This is a genomic window from Herbiconiux dendrobii, assembly GCF_052048175.1.
Classification (GTDB): Bacteria; Actinomycetota; Actinomycetes; order Actinomycetales; family Microbacteriaceae; genus Herbiconiux.
In genome coordinates this window covers 61,023-81,308 of the sequence record NZ_JBLZQV010000001.1, presented here as the reverse complement: position 1 = coordinate 81,308, position 20,286 = coordinate 61,023, and the positions used below count along the sequence as shown (strand labels likewise).

Genomic DNA, 20,286 nt, shown 5'->3' with positions numbered 1-20,286 from the left:
CATGACCCTCCACCCGCACGCCCGCGCCTTCCTCGACATCGTGAAGGATGCCCCGCCGCTGGACACGCAGACGGCGCAGCAGAACCGCGCCGACCTCGAGAACGCGCTTCCGCTCACCGGAGACGCCGCCCCGCTGCCCGTCGTCGAGGACCGGCGGATCGCCGGGGTCGGCGTGCGCGTGTACAGCCCGCGACCGCTCGAGGAGGCGCTGCCGGCCGTCGTGTACTTCCACGGCGGCGGGTGGGTTCTGGGCGACCTCGAGATCGCCGACACCACCGCCCGGGCCATCGCGGTGGCGGCACACGCGACCGTGATCAGCGTCGATTACCGCAAGGCGCCGGAAGACCCGTTCCCCGCCGCCGTGGAGGACGCGCTCGCCGTCACCACCGCGGTGCTCACGGGCGAGGCGGGTTTCCCCCTCGACGTGCGCCGGGTCGCCGTGGCGGGGGACAGCGCGGGAGGAAATCTCGCCGCCGTCACGGCCCAGCAGCTCGCCGGGGCGCATCCGGGGCTCGTGCACCAGGCCCTGATCTACCCCGCGGTCGACGCCCGCATGCCGAGCGAGGGCAGCTACCTCACCTACGCGGAGGGCCACTTCCTGACCGCCCGCGACATGGCCTACTTCTTCGACACCTATGCGCCCGGCGTCGACCGCTCGGACGTGCGGCTCTCCCCCGCGGCGAGCGCCTCCCTGGCCGGGCTGCCCTCCGCCACGATCGTCACCGCCGAGTGCGACCCGTTGCACGACGAGGGGGTCGCCTATGCGAACGCCCTGGGAGCGGCGGGAGTGCCCGTGGTCTCGGTGACCTTCGACGGCCTCGTGCATCCGTTCGTCTACATGGGCGGGGTGATCGGCCCCGCCCACACCGCCCGGCGGATGATCGGCGCCGAGCTCCGGGCCGCGTTCGACGCGGTGCCCGGCGCGTAGCGCGACGGACACCGCGATCGAGCGCGCCGAGGGCTACTCCGTCGGGGTCTTCGAACGGCCGAACCGGGGAGTGGCACGGCGGATGGCGCTGCCGCGCCGGGCCGTGCGCTCGTAGCGGGAGAGACCGACGGCGGCCAGCAGGGCCACACCGTTGAACAGGTCGCTGACCCAGTTCTGGGCGCCCAGCAGCTGCAGGCCCTTGATGCCCACGGCCAGCACGTAGACCGAGATCACGGTGCCCCACACGTTGAACCGGCCGCCCTTGAACTGGGTCGAGCCGAGGAAGACGGCGGTCAGCGCGGGCAGCAGCAGGCCGGGGCCCACGGTGGGGTCGCCCGCGTTGATGCGCGAGGCCAGCAGCACACCGGCGAGCGAGGCGATGATGCCGCCCGCCACCAGCGAGGCCACCTGCAGCCGGGCCACGTTCACGCCCGAGAGCCGCGCGCCGTCGGGGTTGTACCCCGCGGCGTACATCCGCCGGCCGATGGGGGTGCGCTCGAGCACGTACCAGACCACGACGGCCACGATCAGCATGATGAAGACCGGGTTGGTGAGCTTGAAGTTCGGGTTGTTCGGGTCCAGCGGCAGGCCGCCGGTGGCGAACAGCCGGAAGCCGTCCTCCAGGCCGATGATCTGGCGGTTCTCGGAGAGGAAGGCCAGTCCCGCCAGCAGGATCGAGCTCATGCCCAGGGTGGCGATGAACGAGTCGATCTTGCCCTTGGTGATGATCAGGCCCGACACCAGGCCGATCAGCGCGCCCACCAGGAGGGTGAGCGGGATGGCGATGCCCCACGGCAGCTGCAGCTTGGTCTGCAGCACGGCCACCAGGATGACGGCGAAGCCGACCTCCGCACCGATGGCGAGGTTGAACACGCCGTTGACCAGCGGGATCAGCACCGCGATGGCGGCCAGCACCGTGATCGACTGCGCATCCAGCAGCACCAGCCAGGTGCCGGCGGTGAGGAACGTCTTCGGGGTGATGATCGCGAACACCGCGAACAGCACGATGAAGATGTAGATGGCGCTGATGTTGCTGAACGACAGCGCCTTGCGCAGCCCGCCGGGCCGCGCGGATCCGCTGGTCTCGGGCGCCTCCTGGGCGATCGAGATGGATTCGGTCTTCTTCACGGTGCGTCCTCGCTCTTCAATCCGTAGCCTTCGATGACGAGCCGCGTCTCCGTCAGCTCGTCGCCCGCCAGTTCGGCGGCGATCCTTCCCTCACGCAGCACGAGCACGCGATCGCACAGCCGCACCAGCTCCTTCGCCTCCGAGGAGCACACCAGCACGGCCGCGCCGCCCTCCGCCGCGTTGTCGATCGCGTCGTAGATCGCCTGCTTGGCGCCGATGTCGACCCCCTGCGTGGGTTCCTCCAGCAGCAGCAGCCGCGGCTTGTTGCGCAGCCATTTGGCGAACACGATCTTCTGCTGGTTGCCCCCCGAGAACTGCGCGAAGGTCTGCTCCGACCGCGGCGGCTTCACGTCGTAAGTGCGGATGAGGTCGCCGGCGTGATCGCGCTCCTTGCCGAGGCTGATGCCGCCGAGCGAGTTCGTGAGCGACTTGAGCTCGGGCAGGGTCACGTTCTCCCGCGCCGTCATCAGGCGCACCGAGCCGAGCTTGGCCCGGTCGCCCGGCACGAAGGCGGCACCGCGACGGATGCTCTCCCCCGGCGAGCGCTTGAGGTAGGGCTTGCCCGCGAGGGTGAAGCTGTCGACGTCGGCGTCGATCGAGCCGAAGATCATCGCCGGCAGGGTCTCGCGGCCGGAGCCGAGCACGCCGGCCACGCCCACCACCTCGCCGGCGCTGACCCGCAGGTCGACGTCCTCGAGGATCGCGCCGGTGAGGCCGGTGATCTCCAGCACCACCTCGCCGTGCACCCGCGCGTTCTCGCCGTGCTCGGCCTCGCCCACGGGGATGCCGGTGACGTAGGAGACCAACCGGTCGTGGTCCAGCGACGAGCGAGACTCGTCGGCGACCTTGCGGCCGTCACGCAGCACCACCACGCGGTCGGCGATGTCGAGCACCTCGTCGAGCCGGTGCGAGATGAAGATCACCCCGGCGCCGTCGGCGGCGAGCTTCTTCACGGCGTCGAACAGCACGCGCACCTCGGTGGCGTGCAGCGCCTCGGTGGGCTCGTCGAGGATGAGCACGTTGCGCGGATGCTGCCAGCCGTCCAGCGCCCGGGCGATGCCGATGATGGAGCGCTGCGCCGGGGCGAGACGGCTGATCGGCACGTCCACGTCGAACGGTTCGCCGAAGCGGCCGATCAGCTGCCGCGCCTTCGCGCGCTCCTTCTTGCGGTCGAACGGCGCGAACGAGGCGGCCCCCTGGTAGTGGGTGATGCCGAGGTTCTCGACGGCCGTGAGCTCGTTCGCGAGCCCCAGATCCTGGTGGATGATGTGCAGCTCGGTGTCCATCCCGTCTCGGGAGGAGAGCTCCACCTCGCCGCCGTCGGAGGTGTAGACGCCGGCGAGGATCTTCACCAGCGTCGACTTGCCCGATCCGTTGTGACCGACGACCGCGACCACCTCGCCGCTGTGCACGTCGAGGGAGACCTCGTCCAGCGCCCGGTTTCCCGGGAAGTCCTTGATCATCCCCTCGATGCGCAGCAGCGGCGCGGTGTCATGCGGCGCCGGGGCGGCCGCGGGGCCGGTGGTCGTGGTGTCGCTCGTCATCGGCGTCACTTGCCCCAGAGGGTGGTGAACTGGTCTTCGAAGCCGTCCAGCGCGACGTACCCGGCCGGGGTCAGGTAGTCGGAGGCGTTGCGGATCGAGACGATGTGCGAGATGGCCCGGCCGGCGGCGGCCCAGTCGCCGTCGAGGTAGGGCACCTCCATGCCCTGCATGGTGCGCAGTCCCTCGTCCACCTGCAGCCACATGAACATGTTGAAGTCGACCGCGTAGCCGGCCACCTCGGTGCCGTCGGCGATCTGCTGGATGTTCTGCGGCAGCGAGGACTGCCCGACACCGTAGGCGTTGGTCAGGCCGGCGAGCGAGGCCTTGTCGGCCAGACCGATCTGGTACTGGTCGGCCAGCGAGATGAAGAACTGCGTCTCGGGGTGCGCCTGCAGGTCGCTGACGATCTTGTCGGCGGGGCTCGGGTCGGCGATCGAGATGTCGACCGTGCGCAGCGTGCAGTCGGGGCAGAGCTCCTTCAGCGCCGCGGGCACCGCCGTGTTCTGGATCTCGGAGGCCGGGATCTCGGGGATGGAGTACATCACGAACTCGGTCGCGGTGCCGCAGGTGAGCGACACGGCCGCGGCCGCGAGCACCTCGCTGTTGAACTGGATGCTGCCGGCGCCGCCGAGCGAGTCGGTGAGGCCGAACTCCTCGGCGTTCAGCTGGCCGCCGTAGACGATGGCCGTGCCGGCCGCCTTGAGCTCCTCCAGCTGGTCCTGGAAGAAGCGGGCGTCGACCGACTGGTCGAACACGATGTCGGGCTTCATCTCCACCACCGAGTTCAGCGCGGAGTTGATGCTCTGCGCGTCGGTGCCGGTGTCGACGTTCACGAACTGGATGCCGGCGGCCTCGGCGGCCGACTGCAGGCCGGCCTGGAACAGCGCGGCCACCGGGGTGCCGTTGTTGAGGTAGACCGCCGTGGTGGACGGGTCGACCGGGCTCTTCAGCTTCTCGGTGGGCAGGATGGCGGTGGTCGGCTCCTCGAGCGACTTCACCAGGGAATCGGCCGTGTCGAAGTCGACGCCGTCGGCCGGTCCGGTGGCACAGGTGCCGTCGTCGGCCATGTAGGTGAGGGAGGTGTCTCCACCGGCGGCGCCGGTGCTGCCGGTGTCCGCTCCGTCGGAGGAGCAGCCGGCGGCCACGAGGGAGAAGGCGCCGAGAACGGCGACGGCTCCCAGCAGCTTGCGGGTCGAGGTGTTCAGGATGCGACGGTGCATGGGATTCTCTCTTTCGGGTGAATGAGGAAGGGCGGTGGGTGGGGGGAGTCGCTCACTTGCCCCAGAGGGTCTTGAAGTCGGCTTCCATGCCGGGGTAGGCCTGGAATCCGTCGACGAACTGCCCGGCGTTGGCGGGCGTGAGCACGAGGGACACGGCGCGGTTGACGGCTTCCCAGTCGGTGTAGGGCTCGTAGACGCCCTGCGCCTTGCGGAAGGCCTCGTCCAGCAGCAGCCACATGAACATGTTCAGGTCGACGGCGAATCCGGCCGACTGGAGGCCGTCGGACAGCTGCTGGATGTTCGGCGGCAGCGAGGACTGGCCGAAGCCGTAGGCGTTGGTGAGGCCGGCGAGGTTCGCCTTCTCGCCGAGACCGATCTGGTACTGGTCGACCGGGGTGATGAAGTAGTCGGTCTCGGGGTGGGACTGGAGGTCGCTGACGATCTTGTCGGCCGGGCTCGGGTCGATGATCGAGATGTCGACCACGCGGAGCGTGCAGTCGGCGCAGAGTTCCTTGAGGTAGTCCTGGGCGGCCTGCAGCTGGATGGCGGCGAAGCCGAGCTCGGGCACGTTGTAGAACACGAAGTCGTTGCCGGTGCCGCAGGTGAAGGCCACGGCGCCCGCCGCGAGCACCTGCCCGTTCACCAGCGAGGCGTTCAGGCCGCCGAGCGTGTCGTCGAGGCCGAAGTCCTCGGCGTTGGGCTGCGAGGCGTAGACCACCGGGATGCCCTTGGCCTCGAGCTGCTTCAGCTGGTCCTGGAAGAAGGTGGCGTCGATGGCCACCGAGATCACCGCATCCGGCGCCATCTCCACCACGGAGTTGAGGGCGGTGTTGATGCTCTGGGCGTCGGTGCCCGTGCTGACGTTGACGAGGTTCACGCCGGCGGCGGCGGCGGCGAGTTCCATGCTCGAGTACATGATGCCGGCGACGGCGGTGTCGTTGTTGAGGAACACCACGGTGGTGTCGGCGCTGACGGGCTCCGGCAGGGGTTCGGTCTGGATGAGCCCGGTCGCGGGCTGCTGGAACGACTGGATGAGCGCGTTCGCGGAGTCGTAGTCCACGCCGTCGGCGGGGCCGGTCGCGCACTCGCCGTCGGCGCTCTGGTAGGTGAGTTCGACCGCCCCGGCGGAGTCGCCTCCGTCACTTCCGGTGGCGGAGCATCCGGTGGCCAGGAGGGAGATGGCGGCGAGTAATGCGGCCGCGCGCAGAGCTGCTGTGATGCGTCGTTGCATGTGATTGCTCACTTTCTGGTGACGTCTTTGTCATAACGTCCGACAATCTTTGTCGGACAATGAGGTAATCATACACTCGGGCTGAACGAACACCAGGGGCAATTCGTCACGAATGTGCATCAGGGCTTTACAGCACGCAAACGCGCCCTGAGGGCCGCCGTCGCCGCCGTATCCAGCACCAAGCCTTCGGGATCCTCGTGCGGATCGCCGTTCACGACGACTCCGTACAGTCCGGCTGCACCTTCGATCGTGACGTACTCGTCACGCACGTCGCGCAGCACCCGCTCGGGCTCGCGCTCCAGCGGGTCGCCCCAGCCGCCGGCGCCGTTGGTGATGTAGCGCAGCACCGACCGGCGCACGCTCGTGTTGGCGCCGGAGAAGGGGTAGATGTAGTCGCCGTCGGGCGACGGCGTGTTGCTGACGGGGTCGATCACGCCGGCCCACGGCACGCCACGACCGAAGGCCTCGGCGCCCGTTCCCGGCACCACGGCCTCTCCCCCGTCGGCGGGCGGGAAGATCCACACCCCGCCGTTCACGCCGTGGCCGCCGCCGTGCACACCGAAGCCGGTCACCGACTTGTGCCGCAGCTCGATGATGGAGTGGGCGGCATCCGTCAGCCAGAGGGTGTCGCGCAGCATCGCATTGCCTCCGCGGTGGAAGCCCGGGCCCGCGGTGTCGGGCACCGGCTCGTGCCGCAGCATCACCACCGGGCTCTCCTTCTCGATCGCCTCCACCGAGGGGGCGACGCCGTTGGCGAGGTAGCTCATGCACTGCGTGTCGGCGTCCCCGTGCCGGTTCGCGCCGAACGGGCCGATCTCGCCGCCGCACTGCATGGCCGACACCCAGGGGGTGCCGTCCGGATGCGCGCCGAAGGCGGTGTGCAGGTTGGTGCCGGCGCGGTCGCCCGCGATGGCCCGCTCGCCGAGCGCCTTCTCGAGCGCGATCAGCACGGTGGCGAGGATGACCTGGCTCTGCTCGAAGTAGAGGAACACCGCCCCGTCCGGCGGGAGCGCCGACACCACGGTGCCCTCGGGGATGACGATGTCGATGTTGCGGAAGAGGCCCGAGTTGAACCGGCCGCGCGGATCGAAGTTGTACTTCAGGGCCACCCCGATGGCGGTCTTCACCTCCCAGACGGTCGCGTTGATGGAGCTGCGGGCCTGCCGGTGGGTGCCGGAGAAGTCCACCTCGATGCGGTCGCCGCGCTTGCGGATCGCCACGTGCACCGGGTAGCTCTCGGTGTCGTCCACGCCGTCGCAGTCGACGCCGTGCTCGGCCTCCCAGTCGCCGTCGGGCAGCTCGGCCATGCCGAGCGCCATCCGTTCGGCCGCGGCATCCGTGGCATACCGCATCGAGCCGTGGAAGGCTTCCAGCCCGTAGCGCTCGATCGACTCCTGCACCAGGCGCTCGCCGAGCTCGAGGCTCGAGCAGACCGTGAGCATGTCGGGGTAGAGCACCTCGGCCATCCGCACGTTGTCGAAGATCACGTTCCAGGTCTCGGGAACGTTCACGCCGCCGCTCACCAGCAGCCGCGGCGAGAGCACGAGCCCGTTCTCGAACACGTTCTGCTTGGTGGCGCTGAAGCCGCCGGGTACCGTGCCGCCCATGTCGAGCTGGTGGGCGTTGAGGGTCACGAAGGCCACCAGCGCCCCGTCGACGAAGACCGGACGGGTGAACACCAGGTCGTTGTTGTGGTTGCCCGTTCGGTATGGGTCGTTGGCGATCAGCACGTCGCCGGGGTTCAGCCGGCCCACGCCGTACTCCTGCACCATGGTGGGCACCGCGTCGATGGTGGTGCCCGCCATCAGCACGATGCCGTTGCTCGCGGCCGGCACCGGATAGCCGAGCTCCGGCGGCCCCGCGATGGTGCAGGCGAGGTCGTAGAAGTCGCGCAGCACCGGCGAGAAGGCGCCGGTGAGCAGCCGCGCGCTCATGTGCTCGACGAGGTAGTCGAAGCGGTTGCCGAGCACGGTGGCGGTGTAGCGGTCGCAGCCGTAGTGCGCGGCGAAGGCGGCCTCGTCGAGGCCGCGGATGAGGCGGCGACCGGTGGCCGCGGCGGGGACGGTCGCCTGGGTGGGGGCGGTGATGCTCATGCGTCGCTCCTGGAGGTGATGATCAGTTCGCCGCAGCGGCCGACAACGGCCTGCTGACCGGCGGGGACGAAGGTGGTGCTCAGCTCTTCGCGGATGACGGCGGGGCCGGTGACCGTGGCCCCCACCGTGAGTGCCGAACGGGTGAACCACTCCGCCTCCACCGGCTCGGGCGTGAGGAAGCTCAGCGTCGAGGTGCCCTCCGGCACGGCCGGGAACGGCTCGGCGGTGGGTGCCGGCGTGTAGTCCACCTTCTCGGAGGGCACGACGAGCTCGACCCGGTAGGTGACGCCCTCCACGGGGAAGGCGTCGAAGCGGTTGCCGTTGCGGCGCTCGTAGGTGTCGTGGAACCCGGCCACCACGCCCTGGATGCTCTCCGCCGTGATCGGCCCCTCGGGCACGGCCACGAACGGCGTCTCCCAGCTCTGGCCCACCAGGCGCCCGTCGAAGCTGCGCCGCACCGGCAGGCCGTCGGCCGCGGAGCCGAGCCGCTCGCGCAGTTTCTGCTCCATCCGCCGGTAGACCGCGTCGATGCCCTCGGCGCTGTCCGCGCCGAACACCACGTAGGCGCTCTCCGCCTCGTAGTACACCTGGTCGGTGGAGAGCAGGCCGATCGCCGAGAAGAGGCCGGGATGCGGCGGGATCACCACCTCGGCGAGCGGCAGCAGCTCGAGCGCGGCCGGCAGCAGCATCCCGCCCGCGGCGCCGTAGGCCATCAGGCTGAAGTCGCGGATGTCGACACCGTGCCGCACCGCCACGTTGAGGATCTCCTCCGCCATGTGCGCCACCGCGAGCCGGTACGCCGTGCGCACCCGCTCCTCGAACGGCACCGGGGTGTCGAGCGACTCGAAGGCGCGCACGGCCGCGTCCCGGTCGAGCTCGAACTCGCCGCCGGCGAAGCCCGCGGGGTCGAGGATGCCGATCAGCAGCGCGGCATCCGTCACCGTCGGCCGGGTGCCGCCGCGGCCGTAGCAGGCGGGCCCGGGATCGGCGCCCGCACTGCCCGGGCCCACCAGGAGGCCGCCCGACGACGACACCGTGACCAGGCTGCCCCCGCCCGCGCCCACGCTGGACACCTCGGTGGAGAGGGCGTTGATGATGAGGTCGTGCTCGATCTCGAAGGTGTTCTGCACGAAGGGCTCGCCGTCGACGATGATCGACACGTCGGTGGAGGTGCCGCCCACGTCGGCGCAGAGCAGGTCGCGGCGGCCGATCGCGGCCCCCAGGTGCCCGCTGGAGACGGTGCCCGCCGCCGGCCCGGCGAACAGGATGCGGAACGGCCGCTCGAGCGCCTCCTCCCAGGGCAGCAGGTTGGCCGCGCAGTCGGCGAAGTTGAGCTGCCCGCGGAAGCCGAGCGCGCCGAGGTCGGTGTGCAGCTGCCCCGCGTACTCGCTGAACAGGAGCTTCATGACCACGTCGACGACGGTGGTGGAGGCCCGCTCGTACTCCTTGGCCAGGGGCGAGGTGGCGGAGGAGATCGACACCTCGACCTCGTCGCCCAGCTCCTCGCGCACCAGCTCACGCAGGCGCTGCTCGTGCCGGTCGTCGATGTAGGCGTTGATCAGGCAGATCGCGATGCCGGCCACCCCGCAGCGGCCGAGGATGCCGATCTCGTGCCGGGCCTGCTGCTCGTCGAGCTCCACCAGGGTGCCGCCGTCGGCCGTGGTGCGCTGCACGATGCCGCGGCGCAGGTAGCGCGGCACCAGCGGGCGGGCGGCGTCGCCGAAGGTGCGGCGCCAGGACGGATCGGTCTGCGCGCTGAGCGGGCGGTGCACCGAACCGCGGTCGAGCACGTCGCGGAAGCCCTCGGTGGTGAGCAGCCCCACCTTGGGCAGCCGGCGCTCGAGCACGGCGTTCAGGCCCATCGTGCTGGCGTGGTTGAACACCGCGCTGCCGTCGACACCCAGCCGGCGCGCGCCCTCCACCACGGATCCGGCCGGGTCGGTGCGGCTGCTGGGCACCTTGGTGACCTCCACCCGCCCGTCGCGGATCGAGACCACGTCGGTGAAGGTGCCGCCCACGTCGACGCCGATCATCGGATCGCCCCATCAGCGGCGGGGACGGTGGACGCCGCGGGAGCCGTCGGCACCGTGGTGCCGAGCGGCACGAAGGAGCCGAGCGGGGGTGCGGGCGTGCGCTCGAGCGAGGCGAGGCAGTCCTGGCACTTGACGGCCGTCCACCAGCCGCCCTCGCTCAGCACGCGGTAGCGGCGGATGTCGCTGCTCCCGCAGTCGGGACAGGAGGCCTGCACCTCCGGCCGCTCCACGTGGAGCCGCTCGGATCGGGGGCGGGGGAAAGTGTGCACGAGAGATCTCTCCTTCGAAATCTGTGGCGGCGACCGTGACTTTCGTCTACGGTCGGCTTCATTGTTGTACGACGATCAGACGATTACAAGCGAAAGGGCGATGATGCCTGAGCACGACGAGTCCCGACGAGACGAGAGCACCGCCATCCTGGTCGGCGGCACCGAGGTGGAGACGTACGGCGCTCGCCGCTTCGCCGGACGGGTGGCGCTGGTCACCGGCGCCGCCTCCGGCATCGGCCGGGCGGTGGCGGAGCGCTTCGTGGCGGAGGGCGCGGCGGTCTACGCCCTCGACCTCTCGGCCGAGGCGCTCGAGGCCGTCTGGGCCGGCGTCGGCGCCGTCACCCCGCTGGCCGTCGACGTGGGCGACAGCGCCCAGGTGGATGGGGCCTTCGAGCGGGTGCGCCGCGAGCACGGCCGCCTCGACGCCCTGGTGACCGCGGCCGGCATCTCGGATGCGCCGTGGCGGTTGCGCGAGAACAACAGCGATCCCGAGCCCGCCACCATCGACGACGCCGCCTGGGACCTCGTCATCCGGGTGAACCTCACCGGCACCTTCTACTGCGTGCGCGCGGGCCTCGCCCTGCTGCGGCAGAACGGCGAGCGCGGCGGCGCGGTGGTCACCATCTCCAGCGTGGGGGCGCTCGCGCCGTACCCGCTGGCCGCCGCGTACCCCGCCTCGAAGGCCGGGGTGCTCGGGATGACACGGGCCGTCGCCGCCCTCGTGGGCGGCGAGAACATCCGCGTCAACTCGGTGGCGCCGGCCGCCACGCGCACCTCGATGCTGCCCGACGACGAGGAGCTGCTGGCCACGATGGTGGCGTTGCAGCCCATCCCGCGGGTCGTACCGGCATCCGAGATGGCGGCGACCATCGTGTACCTCTGCAGCCAGGAGGCCCAGTTCATCACCGGCCAGACGGTGAACGTCAACGGCGGCATGGTGATGTGAGCCCCGCGGCGGCCGCGGTGCCACGGTCACGAGGCCGAAGCCGCGGCCGCCCGGGTCTCCTGGGGTCGGCGGGCATGCGCCGTGAGCGTGCGCAGCACGAGCTCCACGTCGCCCGCCTCGTAGCCCTCGACGATGGTGCGGTGGTCCTCGTGCAGCTGGCCGGTGGCCCGGGTCGACTGGCTGATGGAGCGCTGCTCCATCGCCGGCAGCCGCAGCCCCTTGTAGGTCTCCATCAGGATGGTGCTCCCGGCCAGGCTCACGAGGTATTCGTGGAAGGCCGCGTTGGCACGGATCCAGCCCTCGGGGTCGCCGAACTGCCCGTCCACGCTGTGCGCCAGCGTCACCTCGAGCAGCCGGCGCAGCTCGGCCAGCTGCTCGGTGTCGAGCGAGCCGACGGTCTGCGCCGCCGCGCCGATTTCGATCGCCAGCTTCGCCGCGTAGTAGTCGAAGATCACCTGGTCGGGCACGGGCTCCACCTCGAAGGCGGCTCCGGTGCGGCGCACCAGCCCCTCGGCCACCAGCGCCACCAGCGCCTGGTAGCTGCGGCCCACCTCGATCTCCAGCTCGGCGGCGATCGACTCGGCGTCCAGCGGCACCGCCACGTCGGAGACGGTGCCCACCACGTAGTCCCGCACGGCGTGCAGTGCGGCGGCATCCGGAGCCGTCTCCATGCGCCCGAACGAGCCGCGGAAGTAGGCCAAGGGGTTGCCGGGGGTGGAGGCGACGTTCACCACCCGCGCCAGGAACACGTAGTGCGTGCCGCCGCGCACCGTCTCGTCGACCACGCACTCGAAGTGGGCGATGCTGCCGGAGATCAGCGGCACGCCGGTGCGGCCGCGCTCGAAGGCGATCGAGGCGAACTTGTCCGGCGCCTTGCTGGCGAAGCGCTGGGCGATCGGCGCCGAGTCCTCGGCCAGCACGTTCACCGCGAAGGTGCCGGTCTTGACGATCGCCTGCGCGGTCGTGGAGGTGACGTTGAGGCAGATCAGCAGGCTCGGCGGCTCGTCCGAGAGCGAGCTCACCGCACTCGCGGCCGCACCGAGGTCTTCGCCGTCGATGCGGGTGGTGATGACGGTGACGCCGCTGGCGAACCGCCCCATGACGTCGCGGAACTCGCCCTTGCTCGGCCCGTCCGCCGTGATGTCGATCTCGGTCATGTCCCGCCCCTTTGCGCTGACTGCCCACGGGAGAACCGCCGCGGGTGAGCCGATGCTAGCATTTAGTTACAACAGCTACAACTATTTACGGCGGGCCCCTCGCCCCCTATAGTTTGTCTGACAATCTGGACGACGAAGTTCACGGAAGAGAGCAGCATGCGCATCATCTCGGGCCGATCCGGCGCCAAATCCATCACCGCGACCGGCACCTTCACGGGCCAGGTGCTGCAGGATCCGGTGATCACCGATCGCAGCGACGTGAAGATCAACACGGTGCTGTTCACCCCGTGCTCGCGTACCTACTGGCACCACCACTCCGGCGGCCAGATCCTGCAGGTGTTCCGCGGCAAGGGCTACGTCTGCGGCGCCGACGGCACGCCGCGGGTGATCACCGAGGGCGACACCGTCTGGATCGAGCCCGGTGAGCGGCACTGGCACGGCGGCACCGCCGAGTCGCTGCTCGGCCACACCGCCATCACGCTCGGCGACACCGAGTGGCTCGAGGAAGTCTCCGAGGCCGAGTACGCCGCGGCGGCCGACGCCGAGAACGCCTGAGCGGAGCATCCGATGCCCTCTCGCACCCCCGCGCCCGCCGTACTCACCGACGCCGCCCGCGACGAGCTGATCGCCCTCGTCGGCCGCGACGCCCTGCTGCTCACCGAGGAGGAGCGCGACACCTTCCGCGACCCCTACTGGTTCCACGACGACCGCCGCTACGACTCCTCAGCCGTCGTGTTCCCCACCTCGGTGGAGCAGGTGCAGGAGATCGTGCGCATCGCCGGCCGGCACGACCTGCCCGTGTGGACCTCTTCGCAGGGTCGCAACAACGGCTACGGCGGCCCCTCGCCCCGGGTGGCGGGCTCGCTGCTGATCAGCCTGCGCGAGATGAACCGCATCCTGCACATCGACACCGAGCTCGCCTACGCCGTGGTGGAGCCGGGCGTGCGCTGGCTCGACCTGCACGCCGCCCTGCACGAGCTCGGTGACGAGCTGATGCTCTCGGTGCCCGACATCGGCTGGGGCTCGATCATCGGCAACTCGCTCGACAACGGGATGACCTACCTGCCGCTCGGCAGCGACTTCCAGGCGCCCACCGGCATGGAGGTGGTGCTGGCCGACGGATCGCTGCTGCGCACCGGCATGGGTGCGATCCCGGAGTCGAAGTCGTGGCACGTCTACAAACGGGGTCTCGGCCCGACGCTGGATCCGCTGTTCACGCAGTCGAACTACGGCATCGTCACGCGGATGGGTGTGTGGCTGATGCGCCGCCCGCGCGAATACGCTCCCCTCTACCTGTCGGTGCCGCGCGACCATCAGCTCGCACAGGCGATCGACATCATCCGCGAGCTGCGGCTCGACGGGGTCATCCGGGGCGTGCCGAACCTGCAGAACCTCATCACCATGGGCACCCAGTTCCCCGAGCACATGGGCATGTTCCCGGGGGCCGACGCCACCTGGTCGGAGGAGCGGCTCGACGGGCTCGCGGATGCCACGGGCATCGGCCGCTGGGGCGTGCGCACGGCCCTCTGGGGTGACGGCCCCGTGATCGATCACCACCTCGCCCGCATCAAGGAGGCCTGGTCGGCCATCGAGGGTTCGCGGATCGACGAGCTCGGCCGCTTCACGAAGCAGAACTGGGGCGAGATCTCCACCTTCATGCAGAAGATCTCGGCCGGCATCCCCACGATGGAGATGATGGAGCAGATGCCCGACTGGGTGGGGCACGTGGGCTTCTCGCCGATCGTGCCGCTCAAGGGCTCCGAGGTGGTCGAGGTGGTGGAGCGGATCAAGGCGCGCGTGATCGAGCGCACCGGCACCAACTTCGTCTGCGCCATCTTCCCCACCAACGACCGCAGCGCCATGATCGTCAGCTCGGTGAGCTTCGACCGCACCAACGAGGCGGATGTGGCGCGCACCTTCGAGACGGTGAAGATGCTGATCGAGGAGGTGGCCGAGCTCGGCTACGGCGAGTACCGCGCGCACCTGGACTTCATGGATCTGGCCTCGGAGCAGTATTCCTTCGGCGACCACGCCTACCGCCGCTTCACCCAGGCCATCAAAGACGCGGTCGACCCGAAGGGCATCCTCTCCCCCGGCCGGCACGGCGTGTGGCCCCTCAAATATCGAGAGGGCGAAGGCCCCTCCTATGTCTGAGGTTCTGCCTCATACCCTCGCCGGGCTGCGCGGCTTCGCGGATGCCGCGACCGCACTGCTCGGCGCGGGGAACGTGCTGGGCGACGAGGCCCTGGAGGACTACACCGATCCCTTCCCCGTGGGCGACCCGGCCGAGTTCGCCACCGGCCTCGTGGTGCGCCCCGCCTCCACCGAGGACGTGAGCGCGCTGGCCCGGCTGGCGGGTGAGCACGGCGTCACGCTGTGGCCGATCTCGCAGGGCCGCAACAACGGCTATGGCGGCCGCAGCCCACGCACGGCCGGATCCGTCGTGCTGGACCTCTCGCGGATGGACCGGGTGCTCGAGATCGACGGCGTCAGTGGAACCGTGCTCGTGGAGCCCGGGGTGCGCTTCGCCGATCTGCACGCGGCCGTGCGCGACAGCGGGGTGCCGTTCTGGACCTCCACGCCCGACCTCTCCTGGGGCAGCGTGATCGGCAACGCCCTCGAGCGCGGCCTCGGCTACACCGCGTACGGCGATCATCACGCCCAGGTCTGCGGCCTGGAGGTGGTGCTGCCCGACGGCGAGGTGGTGCGCACCGGCATGGGCGCCATGGACGGCGGGAAGGCCTGGCAGCTGTACCGGCCGGGCTTCGGTCCCGCCGTCGACGGGCTGTTCTTCCAGTCGAACCTCGGCATCGTCACCAAGATGGGGCTGTGGCTGATGCCGGCTCCAGAAGCCTGGGCCGCCGTCGACATCGCGGTGGAGCACTTCGACGACCTGGCGCCCCTGATCGAGGCGATGCGCCCCCTGAAGCTCGACGGCACCATCCAGAGCACCGTGGTGATCGGCGACCCGCTCGGGGCGGCCGCCTTCACCGGCCCGCGCTCGGACTGGCAGGAAGACCGGGGGATGCTCGCCCCGGGGGTGCACGAGCGCATCATGGAGCGCTTCGGCGTGGGCCGCTGGAACATGACCTTCGCCCTCTACGACCACGCCTCGATGCTCGAGGCCCGCATCGACGTGGTGCAGAAGGCCTGCGCCGGCATCCCTGGCTGCCGCGTGGCGGTGACCCGATACGCGGGCGATGCGCCCGCGGAGGACATCGCCTACGGCCACCGCGTGCGCGCCGGTATCCCCGACATGTACGCCGAGAAGCTGTCGTTCTGGTTCGGCGGCCGCGGCGGGCACGTCTCGTTCGCCCCCGTGCTGCCGCTGGACGGGCCGGATGCGCTCCACCAGGTGCAGCGCATCCGGGCCCGCTTCGAGGCCGCCGGCTTCGATTACTGCGGCGCATTCACCGCGGCCGGCCGCTCGCTCGTGCACGTCACCGAGGTGCTCTACGACCGCGACGACGCCGAGCAGGTCGCCCGGGCGCGCGCCCTCGTGCGCTCCCTGATCGAGGAGGGTGCGAAGGACGGCTACGGCGAATACCGCGGCCACCTCGCCTTCATGGACGACATCGCCGCCTCCTTCGACTGGAACGACCACGCCCTGAACCGCCTGCACACCCGCCTCAAAGACGCCCTCGACCCCGCCGGCACCCTGGCCCCCGGCAAGCAGGGCGTCTGGCCCACCGCGGCCCCTGCCCGCCCGCGGTGACGTTAAGCTCGCCTGCATGAACTCGGCATCGTTCCTGGTCAAGATCTGCGGCCTTCGCACAGCGTCCGCCGTCGACGTGGCGATCGGTGCGGGTGCGGATGCCGTCGGCTTCGTCATCGCCGAGAAGAGCCCTCGATTCGTCGACGCTGAGACCGCACGTCGGCTCGTCGACCACGTCGCAGGGCGGGCGACCACCGTGGTGGTGACCAAGGGCCTGAGCCCGGAGCACGCCGTCGCCGCGGCGGTCGCCGCATCCTGCGACGTGCTCCAGGTCCATGGATTCGATCGGCCCGAGGTCGAGCGCACCGTGGCGCTCTTCCCGAGGGTGTGGAGGGCCACCGCGCTCGGCGACGGGGACGTCGGATCGTGGGGCGAAGAACTGCTGCTGATCGATTCACCCCGGCCCGGGTCCGGCGAACGCTGGGACCTCGGCGCCCTGCACGACCACCGCCCGGGCGGCCGGTGGGTGCTGGCGGGAGGGCTCGACCCCGCGAATGTCCGTCACGCGATCGTCACGGCGCGACCCTCCGGTGTCGACGTCTCGAGCGGTGTCGAATCAGCTCCGGGAGTCAAGGACGACGACCTCGTCAGAGCATTCGTGTCGGAGGCCCGCTCGGCCGAGAACCAGGCAGCGAGCACTCCGGCCTGACCGGCAGCCGGTCAGTGGTCGAAGACCACGATTCCGCAGACGTCGTCGTAGCCGGCGGAGCGGTCGCGGGCCAGGTCGAGCTCGTCGATCGCGTAGGTGCGGGTGAGGATGGGCGCGGGGTCGAGCAGGCCCCGTTCGAGCAGGCCGGTGTAGCGCTGCAGGTCGCTCTTCATGTGCACCTGGCCGTTCTGCGAGCTCAGGATGCGGCGGCTCTGCAGGGCCGTCTCCACCTGGGGCAGGGGCAGGGTGGCGCCGCCGATCTCGAAACCGGTGAGCACCGTGCGGCCGCCACGGCGGGAGGACTGCACGGCGAAGCTCTGCGCCAGGGCGGGGCCCGCGGCCTCGAGCACCACGTCGGCCCCGCGGCCGCCCGTGGCGGCGCGGACGGCGGCCAGCGCCGAGGCGGCACCCTCCGTGTCGTCCGCCGATCCGGGATCGATCAGCACGTCGGCGCCGAGCTCGCCCGCGAGGGCGCGACGGCCGTCGTGCGGCTCGACCACGACGACGGTTCCGGCCCCGGCGAGCCGGGCGGCCTGCAGCATCCACAGGCCGAGGTGGCCGGCGCCCACGATGGCCACCGACTCGCCGGGCTGCACCTGGGCGACGTTGAACACCGAGCCGACGCCCGTGGTGATGCCGCAACCGAGCATGGAGAGCACGTCGGAGGGCAGGTCGGACTCGATCGGGAACACCTGGTTGCCCGAGATCGACATGTACTGGGCGTAGCCTCCCACGCAGCCGGCACACGAGATCACCGCACCGTCGTCGCCCCGGGCGATGTCGGGGTAGATCCCGCCGAGGTCGAAGAGCTCACCGCACTGCCAGGGCTCGCCGATGGCGCAGTAGTAGCACTGACCGCACTCGGGGGTGCCGGGCACCACCACGCGCTGGCCCACCCGGATGCCCTGCACGGCCGATCCGATCTCCACGACCTCGCCGATCGAGGCGTGGCCGAGGATGGTGGGCGGGATCTTGTAGAGCAGCCCCTTCCAGTTCTTCACGTCGGTGGAGCAGAACGGGCTGGCGTGGGTCTTCACCACCACACGGGCGGGATCCAGCGGCAGCAGCTCGACATCCTCGATCGAGAACGGCTGCTTGATCGCCCTCAGCACGCCCGCGGCACCGCGCCAGGTGTTCATGCGGAGGCCCCGTCCACCGGGTACGTCGCGAAGGCGTCCTCGATGGCCTGGTGCCGCTCCTCCACGATGTTCCACCAGTCCGGATGCGTGAGCGCGTACAGGTCGTCGTTGCGGATGGCCCGGGTCACGATCGCGCCCGCCTCGATCGGGTCGATCCAGCGCAGGCCCGCGGCCACCCCCTCGGAGATGTCGACGTCGGCGAGCGCCCCCGCGAGTCCCTCGGGCCGGTTGCGCAGGCTGTTCTTGATGTTGGTGCGCACGGTGCCGGGCGCGAGCAGGGTGACGTGCACCTTCGATCCGTCCTCCGCGAGCTCCAGGGCGAGCGACTCGGTCAGCGCGCGTACCCCGAACTTGGTCACGGAGTAGGCGCCCCCGCCGGCCATCGGCGCGAACGAGGCCATCGATCCGGTGTTCACGATGTGACCGCCCTCCTCGTTGGCCTGCAGCAAGGGCAGAAAGGTCGTCACCCCGTGGATGACCCCCCAGAGGTTCACGTCGATCAGCCACTTCCAGTCGCTGAGGGAGAGTTCCGCCACACGGGCGAGCGGGCCGACACCGGCGTTGTTCACCACGATGTCCACCCGGCCGAAGCGCTCCAGCACGGCGGCCGCGAGCGCCTCGACGCTCGCGGGGTCGGTGACGTCGACCCGGATGCCCACGGCCCCGATCTCGGCGGCGGTGGCGTCGAGCGCGTCCTGCTGCACGTCGGCGATCACCACCTCGGCGCCCTCGGCGATGAGCTGCTCGGCGATGCCGCGGCCGATGCCGGAGGCCCCTCCGGTGACGACGGCGACGCGCCCGCTGATGCTGGTCATGAAGTACTCCTCTTATAGCGGGGTGTCAGTTGCCGTAGCCGAAGGTGCCGGCGGGGTCGTAGCGCTTGCGCACCCCGGCGAGCTTCGCGGCCGTGTCGGCGGGCCAGAGGCGCGCGAACACCTCGGGGCTCGGATGCCCCGCCCAGTTGTAGTTGATCTCGTCGTGCGAGTAGCCGGCCACCGCGTCGAACAGGGCCGGACCCGCCACGGGCAGCGCCTCGTCGTTGAGGCCGGGGACGACGGCGGCGATCACGAGCAGCGAGAACGCGGCGCCGCGCCCGCCGATGGCGTTGGGCGCCTTCGGGTCACGGGCGATCGCGCCACCGAGCAGGCGCGTCTCGACCGTGGCGAACGGCGACTCGGCCGATCCGCCCGCCTGCTCCAGGATGCTCTCCACATAGCCCTGGTCGATGCGGTCGAGGAACTCGCCCCGCTCCCAGATCGGCAGCGGGCCGAACGGTTCGGCGTGGATCGAGCCGCACTCGGCGGTGGGCATGACGCCCACGCCGTCGAGGTACACGGGCGCCGTCTCACGCAGGGGCGCCAGCAGCGCCTCGCCGCGCTCGGCGAGCTGCGCGGCATCCGCCCCCTGTTCCACGTAGGCGAAGCGCACGTGCGCGAGGGTGCGGCCGGCCAGCGGCTCGGGCACGCCCTCGGGCGGCAGGCGCAGGATGGCGATGGAGGTGTTGGCCGACTCGGGCAGCGTCTCGGCCCAGTCGAGCCAGGCGCGGTGCACCGTGTCGATGTGCTCCTGGGCGAAGAAGAGACCGCCGCCGTAGATCTCGGGCAGGTCGAGCACCTCGAGGGTGAGCCGGGTCACGACGCCGAGGCCGACCTTGCCGCCCTTCAGCGCCCAGAACAGCTCGGGTTCGCTCTCGGCCGAGGCCACCACCACGCTGCCGTCGCCGATCACCACGCGGAACGCGACCGCCCGGTCGGCCGCCCAGCCGAGCGTGCGGCTGAGCGGGCCCACCCCGCCGCCGAGCACGAGGCCCACGGCGCCGACGCTCGGCGACGACCCGGTCACTGCGGCGAGGCCCTGTTCGCCCAGGCGCGGCAGGATGTCCATCCAGCGCGCGCCCGCCCCGATGGTGACGGTGAGGGCGGAGGCGTCGATGTCGATCGAGTCCAGCCGGCGGGTGTGGATGAGCACACCGCCGTCGACCCCGCGGTAGGAGCCGTGGCCGGTGGCCTGCACCACCACCTCGAGGCCGTGCGCGGCGGCGAAGCGCACCGTCGTCTGCACGTCGGCCTCATCCTGAGCCCCCACCACGAGGTCGGGACGCATCGGCGAGAGCGAGTTGAAGCCGTCGATCTCGGCCTGGTACCCCTCGTCGCCGCGCTCGAACAGCGGGCCGGAGAGGGTGGAACGGAAGGCGGTGAGTTCCGCCTCGGCGATCGGGGGCATCGTTGCTCCTA

The 20,286-nt window shown here is 70.7% G+C and carries 17 protein-coding genes; 6 read left to right on the top strand and 11 right to left on the bottom strand.

The window, feature by feature from the left end; all coding sequences use genetic code 11:
• Position 1: 1 nt before the first annotated feature.
• The gene (locus ACN4JJ_RS00380; protein WP_440707924.1) at positions 2-928 is read left to right on the top strand and encodes an alpha/beta hydrolase; all 927 of its coding nucleotides are present in this window, start codon (positions 2-4) and stop codon (positions 926-928) included.
• A gap of 33 nt (positions 929-961) precedes the next feature.
• Here ACN4JJ_RS00380 and ACN4JJ_RS00375 read toward each other — a convergent pair whose 3' ends face one another.
• The 7 genes from ACN4JJ_RS00375 to ACN4JJ_RS00345 all read right to left on the bottom strand — a co-directional run bounded on the left by ACN4JJ_RS00375 (position 962) and on the right by ACN4JJ_RS00345 (position 10,446).
• A complete protein-coding gene (locus tag ACN4JJ_RS00375) occupies positions 962-2,056 on the bottom strand; it encodes an ABC transporter permease (protein WP_440707923.1) in 1,095 nt (364 codons plus the stop codon).
• A complete protein-coding gene (locus ACN4JJ_RS00370; protein ID WP_440707922.1) occupies positions 2,053-3,600 on the bottom strand; it encodes a sugar ABC transporter ATP-binding protein in 1,548 nt (515 codons plus the stop codon). Before ACN4JJ_RS00370 ends, ACN4JJ_RS00375 begins: the two co-directional genes overlap by 4 nt.
• Before the next feature lie 5 nt (positions 3,601-3,605).
• Positions 3,606-4,820 carry a sugar ABC transporter substrate-binding protein gene (locus tag ACN4JJ_RS00365; RefSeq protein WP_440707921.1) on the bottom strand — a complete coding sequence of 405 codons (1,215 nt, stop codon included), beginning with the start codon at positions 4,818-4,820 and terminating at the stop codon, positions 3,606-3,608.
• A gap of 52 nt (positions 4,821-4,872) precedes the next feature.
• On the bottom strand, positions 4,873-6,051 hold the full coding sequence (locus tag ACN4JJ_RS00360) for a sugar ABC transporter substrate-binding protein (protein ID WP_440707920.1): 1,179 nt from the start codon (positions 6,049-6,051) through the stop codon (positions 4,873-4,875).
• A 119-nt stretch (positions 6,052-6,170) separates the two neighbouring features.
• A complete protein-coding gene (locus ACN4JJ_RS00355; protein ID WP_440707919.1) occupies positions 6,171-8,144 on the bottom strand; it encodes a hydantoinase B/oxoprolinase family protein in 1,974 nt (657 codons plus the stop codon).
• Positions 8,141-10,177, bottom strand: coding sequence for a hydantoinase/oxoprolinase family protein (locus tag ACN4JJ_RS00350; protein WP_440707918.1), 2,037 nt, complete (start codon positions 10,175-10,177; stop codon positions 8,141-8,143). Before ACN4JJ_RS00350 ends, ACN4JJ_RS00355 begins: the two co-directional genes overlap by 4 nt.
• On the bottom strand, positions 10,174-10,446 hold the full coding sequence (locus tag ACN4JJ_RS00345; protein ID WP_440707917.1) for a hypothetical protein: 273 nt from the start codon (positions 10,444-10,446) through the stop codon (positions 10,174-10,176). The genes ACN4JJ_RS00350 and ACN4JJ_RS00345 overlap by 4 nt, the downstream gene beginning before the upstream one ends.
• A gap of 103 nt (positions 10,447-10,549) precedes the next feature.
• Between ACN4JJ_RS00345 and ACN4JJ_RS00340 the strand changes: the two genes are divergently transcribed.
• Positions 10,550-11,392, top strand: a complete 843-nt coding sequence (locus ACN4JJ_RS00340) for an SDR family NAD(P)-dependent oxidoreductase (RefSeq protein WP_440707916.1) — start codon at positions 10,550-10,552, stop codon at positions 11,390-11,392.
• A gap of 26 nt (positions 11,393-11,418) precedes the next feature.
• Here the strand turns inward: ACN4JJ_RS00340 and ACN4JJ_RS00335 are convergent, their stop codons facing one another.
• Positions 11,419-12,549 (bottom strand): flavin reductase, encoded by a 1,131-nt coding sequence (locus tag ACN4JJ_RS00335; protein ID WP_440707915.1) that lies wholly within the window; start codon positions 12,547-12,549, stop codon positions 11,419-11,421.
• Between the two features lie 156 nt (positions 12,550-12,705).
• On the opposite strand from ACN4JJ_RS00335, the gene ACN4JJ_RS00330 reads away from it, so the two are divergent.
• Genes ACN4JJ_RS00330 through ACN4JJ_RS00315 form a run of 4 tightly spaced genes read left to right on the top strand, consistent with a single transcriptional unit; the run spans position 12,706 to position 16,913 of the window.
• Positions 12,706-13,104 carry a cupin domain-containing protein gene (locus ACN4JJ_RS00330; protein WP_440707914.1) on the top strand — a complete coding sequence of 133 codons (399 nt, stop codon included), beginning with the start codon at positions 12,706-12,708 and terminating at the stop codon, positions 13,102-13,104.
• Positions 13,105-13,116: 12 nt separating this feature from the next.
• Positions 13,117-14,703 (top strand): FAD-binding oxidoreductase, encoded by a 1,587-nt coding sequence (locus tag ACN4JJ_RS00325; RefSeq protein ID WP_440707913.1) that lies wholly within the window; start codon positions 13,117-13,119, stop codon positions 14,701-14,703.
• Entirely contained in the window at positions 14,696-16,264 is a 1,569-nt protein-coding gene (locus ACN4JJ_RS00320; protein ID WP_440707912.1) for an FAD-binding oxidoreductase, read from the top strand. Before ACN4JJ_RS00325 ends, ACN4JJ_RS00320 begins: the two co-directional genes overlap by 8 nt.
• Before the next feature lie 16 nt (positions 16,265-16,280).
• On the top strand, positions 16,281-16,913 hold the full coding sequence (locus ACN4JJ_RS00315) for a phosphoribosylanthranilate isomerase (RefSeq protein WP_440707911.1): 633 nt from the start codon (positions 16,281-16,283) through the stop codon (positions 16,911-16,913).
• A gap of 11 nt (positions 16,914-16,924) precedes the next feature.
• On the opposite strand, the gene ACN4JJ_RS00310 is transcribed toward ACN4JJ_RS00315, so the two are convergent.
• From ACN4JJ_RS00310 to ACN4JJ_RS00300, 3 genes are read right to left on the bottom strand one after another with little or no spacing between them, the layout of a single operon-like run.
• On the bottom strand, positions 16,925-18,052 hold the full coding sequence (locus ACN4JJ_RS00310) for a zinc-binding dehydrogenase (RefSeq protein WP_440707910.1): 1,128 nt from the start codon (positions 18,050-18,052) through the stop codon (positions 16,925-16,927).
• Positions 18,049-18,867: an SDR family NAD(P)-dependent oxidoreductase gene (locus tag ACN4JJ_RS00305; RefSeq protein ID WP_440707909.1), complete on the bottom strand. Its 819-nt coding sequence runs from the start codon at positions 18,865-18,867 to the stop codon at positions 18,049-18,051. The genes ACN4JJ_RS00310 and ACN4JJ_RS00305 overlap by 4 nt, the downstream gene beginning before the upstream one ends.
• A 25-nt stretch (positions 18,868-18,892) precedes the next feature.
• On the bottom strand, positions 18,893-20,275 hold the full coding sequence (locus ACN4JJ_RS00300) for an FAD-binding oxidoreductase (protein ID WP_440707908.1): 1,383 nt from the start codon (positions 20,273-20,275) through the stop codon (positions 18,893-18,895).
• Positions 20,276-20,286 lie beyond the last annotated feature (11 nt).

Coding starts and splice junctions, on each gene's coding strand:
- ACN4JJ_RS00355 (WP_440707919.1), bottom strand. CDS start 8,144: ATGAGCATCACCGCCCCCACCCAGGCGACCGTCCCCGCCGCGGCCACC.
- ACN4JJ_RS00325 (WP_440707913.1), top strand. CDS start 13,117: ATGCCCTCTCGCACCCCCGCGCCCGCCGTACTCACCGACGCCGCCCGC.
- ACN4JJ_RS00340 (WP_440707916.1), top strand. CDS start 10,550: ATGCCTGAGCACGACGAGTCCCGACGAGACGAGAGCACCGCCATCCTG.
- ACN4JJ_RS00310 (WP_440707910.1), bottom strand. CDS start 18,052: ATGAACACCTGGCGCGGTGCCGCGGGCGTGCTGAGGGCGATCAAGCAG.
- ACN4JJ_RS00370 (WP_440707922.1), bottom strand. CDS start 3,600: ATGACGAGCGACACCACGACCACCGGCCCCGCGGCCGCCCCGGCGCCG.
- ACN4JJ_RS00315 (WP_440707911.1), top strand. CDS start 16,281: ATGAACTCGGCATCGTTCCTGGTCAAGATCTGCGGCCTTCGCACAGCG.
- ACN4JJ_RS00365 (WP_440707921.1), bottom strand. CDS start 4,820: ATGCACCGTCGCATCCTGAACACCTCGACCCGCAAGCTGCTGGGAGCC.
- ACN4JJ_RS00330 (WP_440707914.1), top strand. CDS start 12,706: ATGCGCATCATCTCGGGCCGATCCGGCGCCAAATCCATCACCGCGACC.
- ACN4JJ_RS00335 (WP_440707915.1), bottom strand. CDS start 12,549: ATGACCGAGATCGACATCACGGCGGACGGGCCGAGCAAGGGCGAGTTC.
- ACN4JJ_RS00320 (WP_440707912.1), top strand. CDS start 14,696: ATGTCTGAGGTTCTGCCTCATACCCTCGCCGGGCTGCGCGGCTTCGCG.
- ACN4JJ_RS00305 (WP_440707909.1), bottom strand. CDS start 18,867: ATGACCAGCATCAGCGGGCGCGTCGCCGTCGTCACCGGAGGGGCCTCC.
- ACN4JJ_RS00380 (WP_440707924.1), top strand. CDS start 2: ATGACCCTCCACCCGCACGCCCGCGCCTTCCTCGACATCGTGAAGGAT.
- ACN4JJ_RS00360 (WP_440707920.1), bottom strand. CDS start 6,051: ATGCAACGACGCATCACAGCAGCTCTGCGCGCGGCCGCATTACTCGCC.
- ACN4JJ_RS00300 (WP_440707908.1), bottom strand. CDS start 20,275: ATGCCCCCGATCGCCGAGGCGGAACTCACCGCCTTCCGTTCCACCCTC.
- ACN4JJ_RS00350 (WP_440707918.1), bottom strand. CDS start 10,177: ATGATCGGCGTCGACGTGGGCGGCACCTTCACCGACGTGGTCTCGATC.